Here is a 17,481-nt window from a genome sequence, read left to right as displayed (position 1 = left end):
ATTAGTATTTTGCAAAGCTGAATTGCGCTTAACTAACCCATTATAACTTCCTTACCTGATTATAATAGTTCGGGCTGATTTGGCGGCACACTAATTAGTAAAGCCGTGAACGATTATTTACTGTTTATTGATACCGAGGCATCGGGGCTGCCGGTGAATTGGAAACTGCCGTACTCGGCTGAAGGCAACTGGCCTTCTGCCGTGCAGGTGAGCTGGATTGTTTACACTAAAGACGGGCAGGAGGTTAAGCGCGAAAATCATTACATCCGGAATGATGATTTCTTTATTACGCCTAAGGCGATGGAGATACATGGTATCAATCCTGGCTTTCTGGCTGTAAAAGGAGAGGTAAGAAAGGATGTTATTGCTATGCTCGCAGCTGATCTGAATCAATATCAGCCTTTAGTGATCGGCCATTTCATCCAGTTGGATTATCATATCCTGGGGGCCGACTTTTACCGGGCCGGAATTGATAACCCACTGGTTAACCTGCCGATGTTTTGTACCATGACAGCCACTACCCAGCTCGCCTGGACGCCTATGCAACGAAGCTTGCGATTAGGTGACTTGTATGCTTACTTATTTTATAAGCCACAGGAAAAGCAACATGATGCAGCTGCTGATGCGCAGGCTACTGCCGACTGCTTTTTTGAGCTGTTGAACCGACGGGAAATAACCGAAAGAAGTATACATCAACAGCAGCAAACTACAGTGAAAAGTATCAAGACCGCTATTGGTACAATGCTGAGTTTGGCTGTTTCATTTATTGTTCTGGTACTTATTATTTTGATAGCCAATCGTCATTTATGAATGAACGCGTAAAGCACCTGCAACAGGTTGCACCTTTCAACTTATTGCCGCTTGATGTTTTGGAAGGCGTGGCTGAACAGTTGCAGGAAATAAGATACAATAAAGATAAGATCATCTACGAACAGGAAGTATCCAGGCTTAAAGGCGTGGATATTATTGTAAAAGGCGAATACGAGTCGTTTTTTTATGATAGCATGCAAAACAAGCGCCTGTTGGAGCATCATAGTCCGGGGTTTTGTTATGGTGGCGTATCGGTATTGCTCAACCGCAGGCAATCGCTACGTACAGTAATCGCCAAAAAAGGAACGGTTGTGTATTTTCTGCATCGCAAAGACTTCAGGTTGCTTTGCAAAGCCTATGAGGATTTCTTCCTGTATTTTACTGCTGAGTTTGGCAAAAGGATGCAGAACGAGGAGTTTGTGCATTTTTTTAAGCAGCCTGCTGCTTTTGAAGAAAGCTACCTGGCGGCCGATCAATTATACTCACGCAAAATAGAAAGCATCGAGTATCGCCCTATTGTACAATGCAGCGGTGATACGCCCACATTTGAAGCGGCCCGCCTAATGGCGGCCAACAAAGTAAGCTGCCTGTTTATAACCGATCAAAACAGGCAGATAGTAGGTTATGCCACTGATATTACCCTGCGCGATCATGTAATTGCCCAATGCCGCGATGCGCGCGATCCGGTAAGTACTGTTATGGCAAATCCAATTGTGGCAATTGACGTAGATGCCTACGTATATGAGGCGGTGCTGATGATGTTTAGTACCAAAACGCGCTACCTGCTTGTACGAAAAGATAATGAGTACATCGGCTTTTTGAGCCGTAATAAATTGTTGAGCGAGCAGGCACAGTCCCCCTTGGTTTTCATCCAGTCGGTAAAGTCGGCTGTTTCGGATGATGAGTTGAAACGCAAATGGGAATCGGTACCGCAGTTTGTAAATCAATTGTTGGAGCGGGGCGTTAATGCCGAAATTGCCAATCAGGTAATTACAACCATAGCAGATACAATTGCGCAAAAGGTGATAGAGAATGTGATCGCAAGCGTAGGTAAACCACCTGCAAAATTTGTGTTCATTGTTTTGGGTAGTGAAGGGCGTAAAGAGCAAACTTTCAAGACCGATCAAGATAACGCGATTATTTACGAAGATAAAGCCAACGAGCACCGGGAAGAGGTGCGGGCTTATTTTCTGGAATTTGCCCAGCAGGTATCCGACCGCCTTAATGAAATTGGATTTGTGTATTGCACCGGTGGTTTTATGGCGCAAAACCCTAAGTGGACCCATTCCCTTTCGCACTGGAAACGTAATTATACGGCCTGGATGGCTGATGCTCTTCCTGAAACAGCCATTAAGTTTTCCACCTTCTTTGATTGCAGGCTGGTGTACGGCGAAGCCGCTATATTCGATGAGCTGAAGGTTTTCCTGAACGATGAACTGCAAAAACCTATGGGAAAGCTGTTTTTCAGTATGGCCAAAAACGCCCTGCAGTACGAGCCGCCTCTTACTTTCTTCAATAACATCCGCACCTTTACCAAAGGCAGCAGGGAGGTATTCGACATTAAAAAAGCCATGACACCCATTGTCGACCTCACCCGCGTTTACGCTCTTAAGTACCGAATATTTGAGGTAAATACCGGAGAGCGTTTAAAGGCCTTGCGCAAGCAGGAGGTGTTTTCAGAAACTGAGTATCACGAGCTTTCCCAATCTTATTATTTCCTGATGAATATGCGATTGAAAAAACAGGCCGTGCAGATTATACGCGATAAAATTAATCCGGACAATTACATTGATATCAGCGGGCTGACGAAAATAGAGCGGGTGGCATTAAAGGAAATTTTTAAAATTATCGGCAACTTCCAGGCGCGTATACGAATAGAATTTACCAACAATGTGTTAGGGTAAATTCGTGCTGGCTTGGTTCGTTTCTGTGCTTTCGAGATTTTGAAATCTTGTTTACTTTATCGATCTGATTGTAATTAAGAAGTTAACAGAAACTAATTAGGCTTACTAAATGTGGCTTTAGCTTCATAAGAATTTAATTTATTCCATTACAACATACATCAGGATAAGCTTTAAATTTGGGCGCGCTATAGAGTGAACCACCGGATATAGTACGGTGGCCTTATAGTTCATCTTCTATTTTATGATTTTTCGATGAATGACAACCTTAACCCTGAGAAGCCACATCTTCGGCTGAGGGCATTTAGAGCAATAGACGAACCTCGTACCTGTGAGTTGTTTATTGAAGGGCATACCAACGTTTTGACCAGTATCGGGGTCACTAAAGTTACATCTTCCAGGCACGAGTGGCAGTACAACCCGGCTGCATTTGTAATCGTTGTAGAGTCGCTTGATGGGGAGCAAGTGTATGGAGGCGCCCGGGTGCATGTTGCCGGCGGTACGCAACCACTGCCCATTGAAGAGGCCACTGGCGCTATGGATAACAAGATATTTGAAATAGTATGGAAATATGCCCAGCAAGGTACCGGCGAGATTTGCGGTTTATGGAATTCGCCCGAGCTGGCTGGTTTCGGTATCGGCAGCCCACTACTTATCCGTACCGGCATTGCCCTTTGTACCCAAATCGGACTGCATTCACTCTTTGCACTATGTGCACCTTACACGGTTAAACCGGTGGTCAACTCCGGGATGGAGCTCATTCATGAGGTTGGAAATGAAGGTACATTCTATTACCCCAAACTGGATTTGGTTGCAACTGCCATGATGCTAAAGAATGTAACGGATATGCCGCTGGCTAAAGAGGAAGACCGCGCAGCTATATGGGAAATGAGGCAGTATCCTAATAATTTAAAGATAGACAAGTTAAAGGATAAAGATATCGTCATTGATCTTCAGCTGGAGATCCCTAATTTGTATAAATGGGATTTAGCGCAAACCATTGCCTCTGCCAATAAAAAGTTTCTCGAAAAGGCCGTTGACCTTAAAGACCTCAGCTTTTTTTAAAAGCAGATCGTCCATTCAACAAACCTTTCTAAAATAACGTACAAAGCACTAATTACTAATCGAATTTTTTTCATGAGTAATATCAATAATTATCTGACCCGTTCTCAATACATCATTGCTTCGGGCGATTATCAGCCGGTAATTTACCGTTTATCAGATACCGCAAGTAAAGCAGCACTTGAAGAGTTGTTTGAAAAAGGCAACGTTTTGTTTGTGCACGATGAGATTTATGGGCAGCTGCAGGAGCTTATTAAAAGTAAGAACCCGTCAGTGAAAATCAAACCGCAGGAGTATCCTGAGCTTATCAACGCCTACTTAGCGGGGCGTAATATCCAGGAATACGGCGTTTGGGTGTATTACCCCTGGAGTAAACGATTAGTGCATTTGCTTGATGAGGAAGAATTTATAGAAGTGCGTACCAACCGTAACCAATATAAAATAACGAAGGAAGAGCAGCAGGCGCTCAGGCAAAAAAAGGTAGGGGTAATCGGCTTGTCGGTCGGGCAATCTATTGCGCTTACTATGGCTATGGAGCGTATGTTTGGCGAATTGCGTATAGCTGATTTTGATACGGCCGAATTAAGCAATTTAAATCGTATCCGTACAGGTACACAAAACTTGGGTTTAAATAAAACAGTTATTGCTGCGCGTGAGATAGCCGAGATAGACCCTTTTCTGCAAGTAAAGATCTACTCGGATGGATTGACCACCGATAATATTGACGCGTTTTTTCTGAAAGATGGCAAACTTGACTTGTTGGTTGAGGTTTGCGACGGCTTGGACATCAAAATACAAAGCCGCTATAAAGCGCGCGAACTGCAGGTACCTGTCATTATGGATACCAACGATCGCGGAATGCTCGATGTAGAACGCTTTGATCTGGAACCAAGCCGGCCCGTGTTACACGGACTTGCTGATGGTCTGAATCCCGAAAGTATTAAAGGCTTATCTAACGAAGATAAGATTCCTTACATCCTGAAAATGATTGGCGCTGATACCATTTCTACCCGCTTAAAAGCATCCATGCTTGAAGTAGAACAATCCATTAATACCTGGCCGCAACTGGCATCATCCGTAACGCTGGGCGGCGCGCTTACCACAGATGTAAGTCGCCGGATACTCCTGGATCAGTTTCATGAATCGGGCAGGTACTATGTGGATATGGAAGAATTGGTAAAAGACGAGCAAACAAAAAAGCAAGGCGATACTGCAATTGCTATCAATCCACACCAACCGCTCCAAGCTGCTCAGGTTAAACAAACTGCCGAAGCGTATCTGGAAACTATAGAAGTCCCTGCTTATATTCCTTCGGCGCAGGAGATTGACCAGATAATGGATGCTGCCCTGGCTGCACCATCAGCCGGTAATAACCAGCCCTGGAAATGGTTTTACCAGAATGGTACCTTGCTTTTATTTCATGATAAGTACAGGTCATGGTCCTGGGGCGATTATCACGAAATGGGATCGCACATGTCGTTAGGTACTGCTATCGAGAATGTGCATCTGCAGGCAGCAGTAGCAGGCTTGCAGGATAAGGTCATCTTATTCCCAGTGCAGGATAATGCTAAACTCATTGCAGCCATAAATTTTCAACAAGTGGCTACGGCAGGTGCTGATGAGCTGGCTTTGGCCAAAGGTATTTTCACCAGACTTACCAACCGTAAGGTAGGGGAGCGTAAGCTGCTGGACCCTTCGTTTTACGAGGATTTAAAACACGTAAGCCAAATAGATGGTGTTGAGATGTTTTACGTTGATGATGATCAGAATTTAGCCGAGTTGGCTGATATAATTGCCGAATGTGACAAGGTGCGCCTTCTGAACAAACTTGGACACGAAGAATTTTATCACGAAATAAGGTGGAACCGTGATGAAGCATTGCAAACTAAAGACGGCGTAGAATTAGCATCGGTTGATATTAGCCAGGGTGAGATAGCCGGCTTTAAAGTGGCGGGCGACTGGAATGCCGTTGAGCTGCTTACCGAATGGAATAAAGGTAATGCTTTTAAAAAAATGTCGGTTAAGTCGGTTATAAATGCGTCGGGCATGGTTTTATTTACCATTCCGGAGTTTAGTAACACGCAACTGCTACTGGCTGGTCGGGCTGTGCAAAAGGCTTGGATTCGGGCCAACCAGCAAGGTTTAGCCGTTCATCCCATGCTTTCACCTGCATTCTTTTTCAGCAGGCTGATACATGGGAAAGGGGTTGACCTTACAGCCAAAGAAAGTCAAAATTTACTGAAGCTTAGGGAACGGTTCTTAAAGATATTCCCAATAGCAAACGGGCCACAACGTTATGAGGTGTTTTTGATGAAAGTAGCCGTTGCAGATGCACAGACAGGGCCACGATCATTAAGAAAAGATAAAAACGAGCTGTTTATTTCAGCGTAAACTTGCTAAGGCTTATACACCTTACGTATAAATAATGAGAAAAATAAGGCAGCGATAAGCCTTACATGCAAATCAGATACATGTATAAACAACTGTGTTATATTGTATGCTTCCTTTTGGTATTGTTTTGCCGGCAGGCATTCAGCCAACAGGAAGTAAAGCTTAACGGAAATTTAAGTTCGATAGGCGATAAGCTGGAACTGTTGGTAGATACTAACTCGAATATCAGCTTACAGCAAGCCCTTCGCTCCAAGGACTTCAAAAGGTCTGAAAGCCAGTTTCCTAATTTAGGCATTACACCTTATTCCTATTGGATCAGGTTTACTATAAGTAATCAGCTGCAAACGGCAAGGTTGGGTATTCAAATAGCTGAGCCTTTGATTGACAAGATTGAATTCTTTCAGTTGAAAGGTGAAAGGGTTATCAGTTCTAACCTAAGCGGGCAGAGTATGGTTTTTAATTCCAGATTTATCCGCCATCAGAATTATATCTATCCAGTTGATATTGACCCGGGCCAATCTGGCACTTTTTATTTTCACATTAAGTGTGATAAACAGCTGGTGCTGCCCGTTTATGCAGGTACGTTTGAAGAAACCGTGGTCAGTTCGATGCTGACCGATATCCTGTTCGGTATATATGCAGGTATTATTCTGGTTATGTTATTGTATAACCTGTTTATCTATGTTACGGTAAAAGATATCAACTACCTGTATTACGTATCCTACTTGCTGATTGTGATCTTAACCCAGGCATGTTTGGAAGGTTATTTATTCCGGTTCGTGATACCAACTCATCCTACGGCTGCCAACTTAAGCATCTATATCGCCTCTGCTGCTATAGGTTTGGCTGCAATTGAGTTTGCTAAGAACTTTCTTGCAGCTAAACAATATACGCCGGTTCTGTATAAGGTATCTTACGTGTTTTGGGCCGTTTATCTTGTTCAGATTGGTTTTGCGTTAGGCGGATATTTTAATACCAGTTATACGCTTATACTGGCAGCAGCCATGTTGAGTGCCATATATGTGATGATTATGGCGATAACAATAGCATTCCGGGGTTTCCGGGCGGCCAAGTACTTTCTGATAGCATGGTCGGTGTTTATTGTTTGTGTGGTTATTTATGTATTGAAAGATTTCAATATTGTTATTCCTTATAACAAGTTCACTGCCTCATCGCTTTTGATAGGATCCGCGTTCGAAGCCGTAATGCTATCTTTTGCGCTGGCCGATAAGATTAATGTTTTTAAGGCCGAAAAGGAGAAGTCGCAAGAAGAAGCCTTGCACGCTTTACAAGAAAATGAGCGCATTATACGTGAACAGAACGTGATACTCGAAGCTAAAGTAAATGAACGTACTTTTGAACTTAGCGAGGCTAACGAGGAATTGAACCAAACCCTTGAGGAGCTGAAAGAGGCGCAGGCACAGTTGGTGGAGTCTGAAAAGATGGCATCGCTGGGTCAGCTTACAGCCGGTATAGCCCACGAGATCAATAACCCTATCAACTTCGTTACATCTAACATCAAGCCATTGAGTCGCGATATTGACATGATTTTCGAGGCCATAGAAACCATCGAAAAAGTCGGTTTCTCGGACGCGCCATTGGGCGAGAAGCAGAAGCAGATAGCCAGCTACAAGGAAGAACTTGATTTTGAATACCTGACCATGGAAGTTAAGCATCTGATGAAAGGCATTCGTGAGGGCGCAAACCGCACAGCCGAGATTGTTAAAGGATTACGGGTATTCTCCCGGCTGGATCAGGATGATCTTACGCTGGCTGACCTTAATGAGGGGCTGGAATCCACATTGGTTATTGCCAATAATATGCTTAATAAAGTAAAGGTGATTAAGGAGTACGGAGATTTACCTAAGGTGGAATGTTATGCTGGTAAATTAAATCAGGTGTTTCTGAACCTGATCTCGAATGCTGCTCACGCTATTCATCGGCAATTTGGTGAAAATACAGGCGGTGAACTGTTTATCAAGACAACTTGCGATGAGGAAAATGCGTATATTGTGATGAAAGACAATGGGATAGGGATGGATGAGTTGGTGCAGAAAAAAATATTTGAGCCATTCTTTACCACCAAAGATGTTGGTGAAGGCACAGGATTGGGTATGTCTATCTCCTACAACACGATTAAAAAGCACAGTGGTACAATTGATATTATCAGTTCTCCGAGTAAGGGCGCTGAGTTTCGGATAACTTTACCAATTATTTTTAAAGTATTATAACAAATAGCAGCAACAGGTTAAAGCAATATTACTCCTGATTGGTTTAATAGATATAGCGGTAACATATATTAAACATTTAGATCTTGACAACTGCAACAGAAAAAATTAAAATATTGTATGTGGATGATGAGCAGGAAAACCTGGTTGGTTTCAAAGCGTCTCTGCGGTTTCAATATCAGGTCTTTACGGCGGTAAACGTACTGCAAGCGATTGACCATCTCAACAATCACCCCGATATACGGATCGTGTTTTGCGATCAGCGTATGCCCGGGCAAACAGGGGTCGAGTTTTTTGAGCAGATACGTATCAGTCATCCGTCGCCAATCCGTATTCTGATTACCGCATATACCGATGTGGAATCGGTAATTGATGCTATTAACCGTGGCAACATCTTCAGGTACATCAAAAAGCCTTGGGAGGAAGCCGATGTGATTTCTGCTATTGAGGAAGCGAATAAATTTTATCTGGCCAATACTTTGCTGGCTGTTAAACATACCGAGCTGCAAAAGGCTTATGATGAGTTAAACAGGTTCGCCTATAGTGTAAGTCATGATATCAGGGGGCCCATTGCCGGCATATTAGGGGCTATTAATATAGCGCGGGATATTTCAGATTTGAACGAGATGAAAGAGATGCTGTATCTCATGGAAAAATCCCTGCAAAAGCTGGATACGTATGTGCTGAATATGAACGATTATTATTCGTTGCAACGCGGCGAGCTGCATTTACAGGAAATAGATTTCACGGAGTTTTTTGAGGAGCTGGAATCGATATTCGGCGTTGTTGCGAATGTCAGCAAGATATCGTTCCGTATTAACGTCAATCAGCAGGAGGTGTTCCGTAGCGATAAAGCATTATTAAAACTTATTTTCACAAATTTGTTATCCAACGCTTTCAAGTACCAGGATGATAGCAAAGTAGAAAAAAGCGTAGTGGTAAACGCGGAGATAAGCAGAGGCTCAGCCACAGTTTCAGTTGGTGATTCGGGTATTGGAATTTTGGGTAGCCACATTGGTGAGATATTTAACTTGTTTTACCGTGCAACTTCCCAGAGTGTTGGCTCGGGTTTCGGCTTGTACAATGTAAAAACGGCATTGTTGAAGTTGAATGGGCACATCGAAGTAAATTCGGTGATGAATCAAGGTACCACATTTAAAGTAATTCTTCCGTCTATCTAACCGGTAACATGAATTTAGCTTTTATTGTAATAGACGATAGCGAACTGGATTGCTTTATTGCCAAAAAGGTTATTGAGCATAACGATGAAAGCACGAAAGTAACTATCTATAAAGAAGCAACGCTGGCCTTGCAGGCAATTCGCAGTACGTTAGCTACTGCCAATTTGTTTACAATAATTTTGCTGGATTTAAGAATGCCGGTAATGAACGGCTTTCAATTTATAGAAGAATTTGAAAAACTACCTCCTTATGTGCAGCAGCAGTATGCCATTTATATTCTTTCCTCTACTAAAAACGAAATTGATATAAACCGGGCGTTAGGTTACCAAACAGTAGTAAGTGCGCTTGAAAAACCGCTGACGAAGATAAGCTTGGGAGCGTTGCTTTATGATGTAAGGCACCGGCACTTTTAATGATAAGCCTTATTACGAAAGCAACTTTTGCCTGAGCAGAAATTCTAACTGGTCATTTGAAGTGACAAGTTTTTCGTTGGTTTCTTTCAGCTCGATGTTCTCGTGATACTTTTCGTAAGCACGGTTTATGGTCATATCCAGCTCTTCTTCATTCCAGGGCTTGGTCAGGTAATGGAAAATTTTGCCTTTATTCACCGCGTCGATCACCGCATTCATGTCTGCATAGCCGGTTAAAAGGATCCGCATAGGCTCCGGATAGCGTTCAATTACTTTTTCCAGAAACTCTACACCCGTCATCTCGGGCATACGTTGGTCTGTAATGATGATATGAATTTGCTTGTTTGAGAGAATACGTAGTGCCTCATCTCCGCTGATAGCGGTTGATACGTCGTACTTCAGGCGGAAAGTGGCCCTGAAAGAGAATAAGTTGTTCTCCTCATCATCGACATACAAAACTTTTATTTTAGTGTCAGCCATATCACTTTCCTTTGTGCTTTCTGCTCATCTTAATATTGACCTCATGCAGATGCAGAGGTTTAATGTTAATTCGTATTAAAGGCACAAAGATACGATAATTCGTGCATGCATATTTAGCGCTAACGTCAGGCGAACATCAAAATGCATGAGCATCTTAAACTTCACAGTCATTAGCAGAAGTGCTAAATGCGATGTGTCGGATATAGCTTACAGAGCAAGGAGAGTTAGCTGTTACGTTACGGAGAAAAGCATTTTACTTATCCCACCAAACTCTTGCCGTCAATACATCGCCGCCTTGCAGGCGGTCAACAGCAGCCTTATACTGTTCCGAGTTATTGAGTATTTCAGTTGATAAGTAGATCATCCTTCTCGGGATGCTCCCTCCGGTTACATTGCCCGGATATTGAACGGGTTTCAAATCTGGGTAGCCAGATCTTTTCCAGTTGAACCAGTTTTCCATAAAGTTGAAGGCGGTACCTGTTGCAACCCAATATTGCGTATTAATAGTTTCTAATGCGTTATTCAAATCCGATACATTCAGCGGATGTGTATTGGCATATTGGTTGATCGCTGTCGGTGATATGGCTGCCTGTTTGTCTATCTGGGACATTGCCTGCAATGCGCCTTTAAGGCCATTGGCATAATGTTGCGTTGCCGAGCCTGGGATGTTCCAGCCACGTACAGCAGCCTCGGTCAATAAAAGTTCAGACTCAGCATAGGTCATGATGAAAATAGGCCCGCCAAGCTTGAGGTATACCGCAGTACGCGGGCGAGAATACTTTCCCAGCGCAGCAAAATCGTTACCTGTACCAGTGCCGCCGGGGTAACCGGGTGCATGGGTTATATCGGTAGTGCCGCCCAGCAGGTCATAACCGTTAGGCATACCTATTTGCACGGCCTCGTCGGTGTTCCCTGGTAATGAAGCATCCGAGTTTTTAGCCAGCCCATCCTGCGGTACCTCGGCAATTACACCCAAACGCGGGTCGGCATTATTGCGCAAATAATCAATCAGCGTTTTGCTCCAGCGTACTTCCCGGTAGTCTGACAGGGTGCGCAGGGCTACCGAAGTGCCGTTTTGGCTGGTGTAAACGGAGGCATCGGTCTGTAAAACGGCATTATCGTCCGGGGCAGAGAATGTGCCGCCTGCGGCCGCCTTTTCGGCCCAAATGCGGGCTGTTTCAACATCGGCTTTAGTAAGGCGCATAGCCAAACGTAGCATCAGCGAATAACCAAACTTTTTCCATTTAGCTATATCGCCATTATAAAATAAGTCGGCAGTAGGTTTGGGCTTTGTAGCATCCAGTTTTTTCAAGGCCTTATCCAGATCATTCAGCATGGTATTGTATATATCCTGTTGCCGGTCGTAAACCGGATACTTGATGCCTTGTTGAGCCTTATTAGCTTCTGAGTAAGGCAAGTCGCCATAGGTGTCCGTAGCTCTTTGCATAATCAGCACATTCATAATATCACCTATGGATATCAGGTTATTGTAAGTTGTGCTGTCTTTTTGCCTGGCTAATTGCTGCATTTGCCTTATGGTCGACGATTCTGTATAGCTGATGGTAAAAATGCGGCCCTGGTAATCGGTATAGTTTGCTGAATTTATATACTTATCGCCATTGTTGTAATAATTAAAAGTTGAGGCCAGTACCTGCATCATAGTACTTTGATAAACCAACTGATAATACCCGATGTTGGCATAGTTGAACTGTGCCGTAGAAAGCAGGCTGTTGGGGTCATACCGATCGCCGGTTTCTTTAGTGGGATCCGTATTGGTTTCATCCAGCTGCTGTTTGCTACAGGCTGTCAGGGTTAATAATGCAACAATGAAAAATATTTGAAGCGCTTTGAGCATAGCTTATTGTCAAAATCTGAAATTAAGGTTTAGGCCTAAGCTTCGGGTAGCCGGGAGTGAGGCCCCTTCAATACCCGCATAATTCAAGTTAGGCGAAAATTGGGACTCGGGGTCGATGTTTTTAGTGTATTTGAGTATAGTAAACAGATTGCGCCCTACCAAATCAATGCTCACAGACCGGAAAAAATGGTTGAAAATACGCGGTTTACATTCGTACCCCAGTATTAATTGTCTGAATTTTATAAAGCCTCCGTTAAGTACTGATAAAGCAGAAATGTTGCTTGCCAGCTGCGGATAATAATTGTAGGCAGCTACGTTAATCATGTTAGGCGAGCCATCCGGTAATACGCCATTAGCTACTACGCCGCCTTCGCGCCCGGCAAGGGTTGCCTTATTCAGGCCATATACGTAGGAATAGTTCTCGGTTGCCGACAGCACCTTGTTGCCAAACCGGAAATCAATCAGGAACGATAAACTGAAACTTTTGTACCGGAAGGTATTGCTTATACCACCATAATCAGAAGGCAGCGTACTTCCCATTGCTTTGAGTCCGCCCCGTAATGGAATGCCATCATTGCCAATTATTATATTACCCTGTTGATCGTAGCGGTAATCGTAAGCCATAATTTGGGTGATGGATTTGCCAACCACCATAGCTGTATTGGCATTTAACGGGCGATAGGTACCCGTTAATACATATTGGCTGGTACCATCAATTGACAATAGTATGTTGTGGACATGGCTAAAGTTCAGATTGGCATGCCAGCCAAAATTCTTTTTCTCAAGCAGTGCAGCATTTAGTGATACTTCTATACCCGAGTTTTGGGTTTTACCCAGGTTTACGTATGCTGATGTAAAGCCGGTTGTAACCGATTGTTGCGCTTTGGTAATTTCATTATGCGTAATGCGGTGAAAGTAAGTAAAATCAAGATTGAGCCGATTATTCAGAAATACCAGATTAAAACCACTTTCAAATTCATTTAACGTAAATGGTTTTAGGTTTTGGTTAGGCAGTTCCCGGCCAAAATTCCCCAAAGGGATGCCATTGATGGATGAGTTTGTGGCATAGTATAGTTGTGTGGTATAAGGTTGCACCGGCTCGCCGCTGGTTTTAGCCAAGCTCATTCTTAACTTTCCATAGTTTAATAGCGGGATATGCAAAAGCTCGGTAAATACAAAGCTGCCTGATATTGCGGGTACAAAAATACCGCGGTTGCCCGATGGTAGCGTCGAGTAAATATCATACCGGCCGGTTGTTGAAATGCTTAAGTACTTTTTGTAATCCAAATCAGCCGTGTAGTAAGCCGATTCGGTAATTAACTTTTGCAAATTCCGGGTAAAGCTGGTGCTCGCCAAATTGGCTATCGTATACACATAAGGAATAATAAACTGACCGCCGGTGTAACCCTCATTACTGTAATTCCTTCGCCGGAAGTTGCCTCCCGCTGATAAGTCGAGATGTACATCAGGCGAAACAGTGCGCTTGGTAGCGATCAACAAATCTGTATTTAATTCGGTAATCTGCGTATCATATTGGCCGTTTAACACGCCCTTTTGGTTAACGGTAAAGGCGGTTCCGGTTGGTACCACATTCAAAATGTGATCTTTACTGATATCGTATCCAAGCCGCCCTTGCAGATACGTATCCGGACTGATATCGTATTTGACAACCGTAGCCGATATAAAGCGGTTGCGGCTGGCATCATCCACCTGTTTGGCTATTACAAAATAGGGATTGGTTTTGTAAACATCGTCGTTCCAGGGCGTTTCTATACCGGTTGTTGGGTCATAGCCGGGTGCAAGGCTTTGCTGGCGGGCACTGGTAGCTAAAAAGTTAATGCCGTAATTTGCATTGAGCGGGGCATCACTCAGATAGGCGCGGTTTTTATTGAGTTCGTGAATGTAATTTCCGTAAAAGTTGATAGCCAGCTTTTGGGTAACATCATATCCTATATTCAGATTAATTGTCTTTCTGTTTAAGTCGCTGTTTTTTAAAATAGAGGCATGTTGCAGGTTAGAAGCCGATAAGCGATAGGTAAGATCACCGGTACCCCCGTTTATCGCTATCGTATTGGTGAGCGCCGGTGCCAGACGGTAAAAGCTGCTGGCATTGTTTTTTACTGCACTGTAGGGATAGTAGTTGCCATCAAACTGAATGGTTGGCTGCCCATCCAATCGCTCGCCCCAGCTATAAATTCCCGAGTTGATGGCGTTGGCAACAGATGACGGGCGTTTGTTTTGCTGCCCCTGCCCATACACATACTGATAATCGGTATTGTTGACGGCCTGGTCGTACGAGAGGTTGAAATTGTAGTCGATCGCTGGCCGGCTGTTTTTAGCCCCCGTTTTAGTATTGATAATTAATATACCATTAGCAGCCCTTGCACCATATAGTGCAGAGCCGGCCGAACCCTTTAGTACGGTTATGGTTTCAATATCATCAGGGTTAATGTTGCTGATGCCATCGCCATAATCGGCCCCACCATACTCATTGGCACTGCCGCGCTGTGTGTTATCGATAGGAATACCATTCAGGATAAGGAGCGGCGGCCCGGCATTCATGCTGGTAGCCCCGCGTAACAGTAAACGGGATGATGACGCTGGCCCACCATTAACACCGCTTATATTCAACCCGGCAATCCTGCCTTCCAAAGCCAGTGCTACGTTAGCTTCGCGCGCTCTGGTTAGCTCACTGCCTTTAACAGTGGCAGTCGCATAGCCAATTGCTCGTTCTTGTTTGGGGATGTTCAGTGCTGTTACAATAATATCGCTTAGCCGACCGGTATCTGGTAATAATATAACATTGAGTTGTCTGCTGTCTGGAGCCGGCCGTAACTGGCGAGTTGTAAAGCCTACGTGTGTGAACAGTAAGGTTTGGCTGGGTGATATATTGATACTGTACTTTCCGGCACTATCAGAAGCGGTAGTAAAGGTTTTACCTTTAACATGCACAGATACGTTTTCAAGTGCCCTGCCCAATTGGTCTGTTATGGTGCCGGTTATTAATGTACGGCCAACTTTCTCATTACGCATGCTAATAACAATCAGGTGGTTGGCCAGCAGGGTATAAGTGAATTCGGTTCCTGATAAAAGCTGATCAAGTAGGCTTGTGGCCTCCTGGTTCCTTGCCTGGATATTTATCTGATTTTTAGGCAGGTGCTCAGGATCGTAAACAAATCGATATATGGTTTGCTTTTTTATAGCCTCAATCAGGGGTTCAAAGCTGGTGGTTTGTTGATTTAGGGTAACTGTGGTTTGGGAACAGGCTTTATGAGCAATCTGAAATAGCAAAAAGAATAACAGTATGCGGATCAGCCTCATGTAATTACTTCAATACCAAATGCGTCGCCATTGCTCAGGATTGTATTAGTTGAGCAATGGTGTGTAGATTTATAATTAGTAAATATACACGTTGCTATCCTGAATTTTATATTGAAAATGTGTAATTATTTGCAGCGACTGCAAGGCTTGCTTGAGGTCTTCCTGGTTAAACTCACCGGTAAATTTATGGGCTCTTAAATCTTCGTTTTTAAAGATGATTTTCACCCCATATTTTCTGGACAGGCTGTTTGCCAGGTCTTCAAAACTCTGCTTATTAAAAATCAGCTTATGATTCATCCAGGCAGTTTCTGCAACGGTAGTATTAGCTGTGCTGGTATAAGTTTGCGAGGCCAGATAATAATCAGATGCGCTGGTGAGTACCAGTTTATCCTTGGGTTTCAGCATTACCTTAGCAGCCGGCTTTTGTTGAAAAGTTACCTGTATGCTGCCTCTCAGCAAGGTGGTTTCATATACCTTGTCTTCGGCATAGGCTTTTACATTAAATGCGGTGCCTAATACCTGAATATCGCTTCGGGAGGTGTGAACGATAAAGGGGTGATTGTGGTCTTTCGCTACATCAAAAAATGCTTCGCCTGTTAGGTATACTTCCCGTGTCGGGCCGTCAAATATAGCAGGATATTTTAAGGTTGACTGGGCATTAAGTGTTACTTGCGTGCCATCCTTAAGCCTGATTTTTGAAATAGAACTGCCGGGTGTTTGCAGCTTCAGTAAACTGGTAGTAGTTGTCTTATCACTACTGGCTTGGATATGTAACTGATACAGGCCTGCAAGAATGGCTACACCTGCTACAACAGCAGCAGCCTTTTGCCACAAAGAATAGCTTCGCCGGATAGGTATTACCGGCTGGCTTTCACGCTCGTGAATATCAGTGCGGCGTTTAATGTTTTCGAAAATAGCCACCATATTACCCGAATGCAGCTCATCCTGCTGCCAGTACGATTTAAGAGATTCGTATTCTGACCGGAAAAGTTCATCGGCTGCAACCAACGCATTAAACTCCTGCAGTTCGGCAGGGGTTAATTCATTGGCCAGCTTTTTGGCTAATAGTTCCGTGAATCTTTCTTCGGTCATGTAGTGCGCCTATTTCAAATAGTAAAGCCTGCTTCTAACAAAAATGCCTACAAGTTACGAAAAAATAATGTAGCACATTAATTAGCATAAAGCCTGCAGTAACACACTGCTGCGCATTTGATCGCGATGCACTTTGATGATAACCCTTTAGTAAAACTCTCAGTTTGGCAATAGCTCTGAAAAGCTGGGTTTGCACGGTGCGGGGAGAAATCTCCAGAATTTCTGCTACTTCTTTGTATTTCAGGCCGTTTTCTTTAATAAGCCTGAAAACCATGCGGGCCTGTAAGGGCAGCGTTTCAATAGCTTGATCGAGACGGTGATGTAATTCCTTGCGTTCCAGTTTTTGGCTGGGGTCGGCTATATCAATTAGCTGGTGCTGATCTGGCTCAATTTCTACCAGGTGTATGGTGGAATACTTTTTACGATATTTTAATGCCTGATTCTTGGTAGCGATGAACAGATAGGTTTCCGGATAGGTAATATGCGCCAGGCTTTTCCGGTTATTCCAGCACGTTACAAACAGCTCCGAAACGATGTCTTCAGCCGGTTCCTGCTGGTGGGTATAATACATGCAAAACTTCAAAAGCTTGCTGAATAGGGTGTAATACAGGCGTTCAAAAGCCTTTGTGTCATCATCCTGGCAAATCTTTTTCCAAAGTTCGCTAATATCGGTTTTCAAATCAGTTAACGTTAGTAAGGGTAGATAATTCTTATTAACGGCAAAGCTGTTAATTAACTATGCAAGTTAAT

12 protein-coding genes are annotated in these 17,481 nt (G+C 43.6%); 7 read left to right on the top strand and 5 right to left on the bottom strand.

The window, feature by feature from the left end:
* The first annotated feature begins 105 nt into the window (after nucleotides 1-105).
* The 7 genes from KHS38_RS21630 to KHS38_RS21600 all read left to right on the top strand — a co-directional run bounded on the left by KHS38_RS21630 (nucleotide 106) and on the right by KHS38_RS21600 (nucleotide 9,986).
* Nucleotides 106-810 carry a 3'-5' exonuclease gene (locus tag KHS38_RS21630; RefSeq protein ID WP_213490915.1) on the top strand — a complete coding sequence of 235 codons (705 nt, stop codon included), beginning with the start codon at nucleotides 106-108 and terminating at the stop codon, nucleotides 808-810.
* Nucleotides 807-2,714, top strand: coding sequence for a DUF294 nucleotidyltransferase-like domain-containing protein (locus KHS38_RS21625; RefSeq protein ID WP_213490913.1), 1,908 nt, complete (start codon nucleotides 807-809; stop codon nucleotides 2,712-2,714). Before KHS38_RS21630 ends, KHS38_RS21625 begins: the two co-directional genes overlap by 4 nt.
* A 252-nt stretch (nucleotides 2,715-2,966) precedes the next feature.
* On the top strand, nucleotides 2,967-3,776 hold the full coding sequence (locus KHS38_RS21620) for a hypothetical protein (RefSeq protein WP_213490911.1): 810 nt from the start codon (nucleotides 2,967-2,969) through the stop codon (nucleotides 3,774-3,776).
* A gap of 72 nt (nucleotides 3,777-3,848) precedes the next feature.
* Nucleotides 3,849-6,164, top strand: coding sequence for an Rv1355c family protein (locus tag KHS38_RS21615; RefSeq protein WP_213490909.1), 2,316 nt, complete (start codon nucleotides 3,849-3,851; stop codon nucleotides 6,162-6,164).
* Nucleotides 6,165-6,229: 65 nt separating this feature from the next.
* Entirely contained in the window at nucleotides 6,230-8,395 is a 2,166-nt protein-coding gene (locus KHS38_RS21610) for a sensor histidine kinase (protein ID WP_249665520.1), read from the top strand.
* 83 nt (nucleotides 8,396-8,478) lie between these two features.
* Nucleotides 8,479-9,573: a hybrid sensor histidine kinase/response regulator gene (locus tag KHS38_RS21605; RefSeq protein ID WP_213490908.1), complete on the top strand. Its 1,095-nt coding sequence runs from the start codon at nucleotides 8,479-8,481 to the stop codon at nucleotides 9,571-9,573.
* 8 nt (nucleotides 9,574-9,581) lie between these two features.
* Complete coding sequence (locus KHS38_RS21600) at nucleotides 9,582-9,986, top strand: response regulator (protein ID WP_213490906.1); 405 nt, start codon at nucleotides 9,582-9,584, stop codon at nucleotides 9,984-9,986.
* 12 nt (nucleotides 9,987-9,998) lie between these two features.
* Here KHS38_RS21600 and KHS38_RS21595 read toward each other — a convergent pair whose 3' ends face one another.
* The 5 genes from KHS38_RS21595 to KHS38_RS21575 form a co-directional block, all read right to left on the bottom strand.
* A complete protein-coding gene (locus KHS38_RS21595; protein WP_213490905.1) occupies nucleotides 9,999-10,463 on the bottom strand; it encodes a response regulator in 465 nt (154 codons plus the stop codon).
* 253 nt (nucleotides 10,464-10,716) lie between these two features.
* On the bottom strand, nucleotides 10,717-12,318 hold the full coding sequence (locus KHS38_RS21590) for a SusD/RagB family nutrient-binding outer membrane lipoprotein (protein ID WP_213490903.1): 1,602 nt from the start codon (nucleotides 12,316-12,318) through the stop codon (nucleotides 10,717-10,719).
* Between the two features lie 9 nt (nucleotides 12,319-12,327).
* The gene (locus KHS38_RS21585; protein ID WP_213490901.1) at nucleotides 12,328-15,639 is read right to left on the bottom strand and encodes a SusC/RagA family TonB-linked outer membrane protein; all 3,312 of its coding nucleotides are present in this window, start codon (nucleotides 15,637-15,639) and stop codon (nucleotides 12,328-12,330) included.
* 75 nt (nucleotides 15,640-15,714) lie between these two features.
* Nucleotides 15,715-16,731, bottom strand: coding sequence for a FecR family protein (locus KHS38_RS21580; protein WP_213490900.1), 1,017 nt, complete (start codon nucleotides 16,729-16,731; stop codon nucleotides 15,715-15,717).
* 34 nt (nucleotides 16,732-16,765) lie between these two features.
* Nucleotides 16,766-17,410: an RNA polymerase sigma factor gene (locus KHS38_RS21575; protein WP_213490899.1), complete on the bottom strand. Its 645-nt coding sequence runs from the start codon at nucleotides 17,408-17,410 to the stop codon at nucleotides 16,766-16,768.
* Nucleotides 17,411-17,481 lie beyond the last annotated feature (71 nt).

The sequence above is a fragment of the Mucilaginibacter sp. Bleaf8 genome, assembly GCF_018390515.1.
Taxonomy (GTDB): domain Bacteria; phylum Bacteroidota; class Bacteroidia; order Sphingobacteriales; family Sphingobacteriaceae; genus Mucilaginibacter.
This window is presented reverse-complemented; position numbering and strand designations above follow the sequence as displayed.

Bases quoted from the DNA above. Each gene is read 5' to 3' on its own strand.
- KHS38_RS21590 (WP_213490903.1), bottom strand. From the start codon at position 12,318: ATGCTCAAAGCGCTTCAAATATTTTTCATTGTTGCATTATTAACCCTG.
- KHS38_RS21620 (WP_213490911.1), top strand. From the start codon at position 2,967: ATGAATGACAACCTTAACCCTGAGAAGCCACATCTTCGGCTGAGGGCA.
- KHS38_RS21600 (WP_213490906.1), top strand. From the start codon at position 9,582: ATGAATTTAGCTTTTATTGTAATAGACGATAGCGAACTGGATTGCTTT.
- KHS38_RS21610 (WP_249665520.1), top strand. From the start codon at position 6,230: ATGCAAATCAGATACATGTATAAACAACTGTGTTATATTGTATGCTTC.
- KHS38_RS21585 (WP_213490901.1), bottom strand. From the start codon at position 15,639: ATGAGGCTGATCCGCATACTGTTATTCTTTTTGCTATTTCAGATTGCT.
- KHS38_RS21595 (WP_213490905.1), bottom strand. From the start codon at position 10,463: ATGGCTGACACTAAAATAAAAGTTTTGTATGTCGATGATGAGGAGAAC.
- KHS38_RS21580 (WP_213490900.1), bottom strand. From the start codon at position 16,731: ATGACCGAAGAAAGATTCACGGAACTATTAGCCAAAAAGCTGGCCAAT.
- KHS38_RS21615 (WP_213490909.1), top strand. From the start codon at position 3,849: ATGAGTAATATCAATAATTATCTGACCCGTTCTCAATACATCATTGCT.
- KHS38_RS21625 (WP_213490913.1), top strand. From the start codon at position 807: ATGAATGAACGCGTAAAGCACCTGCAACAGGTTGCACCTTTCAACTTA.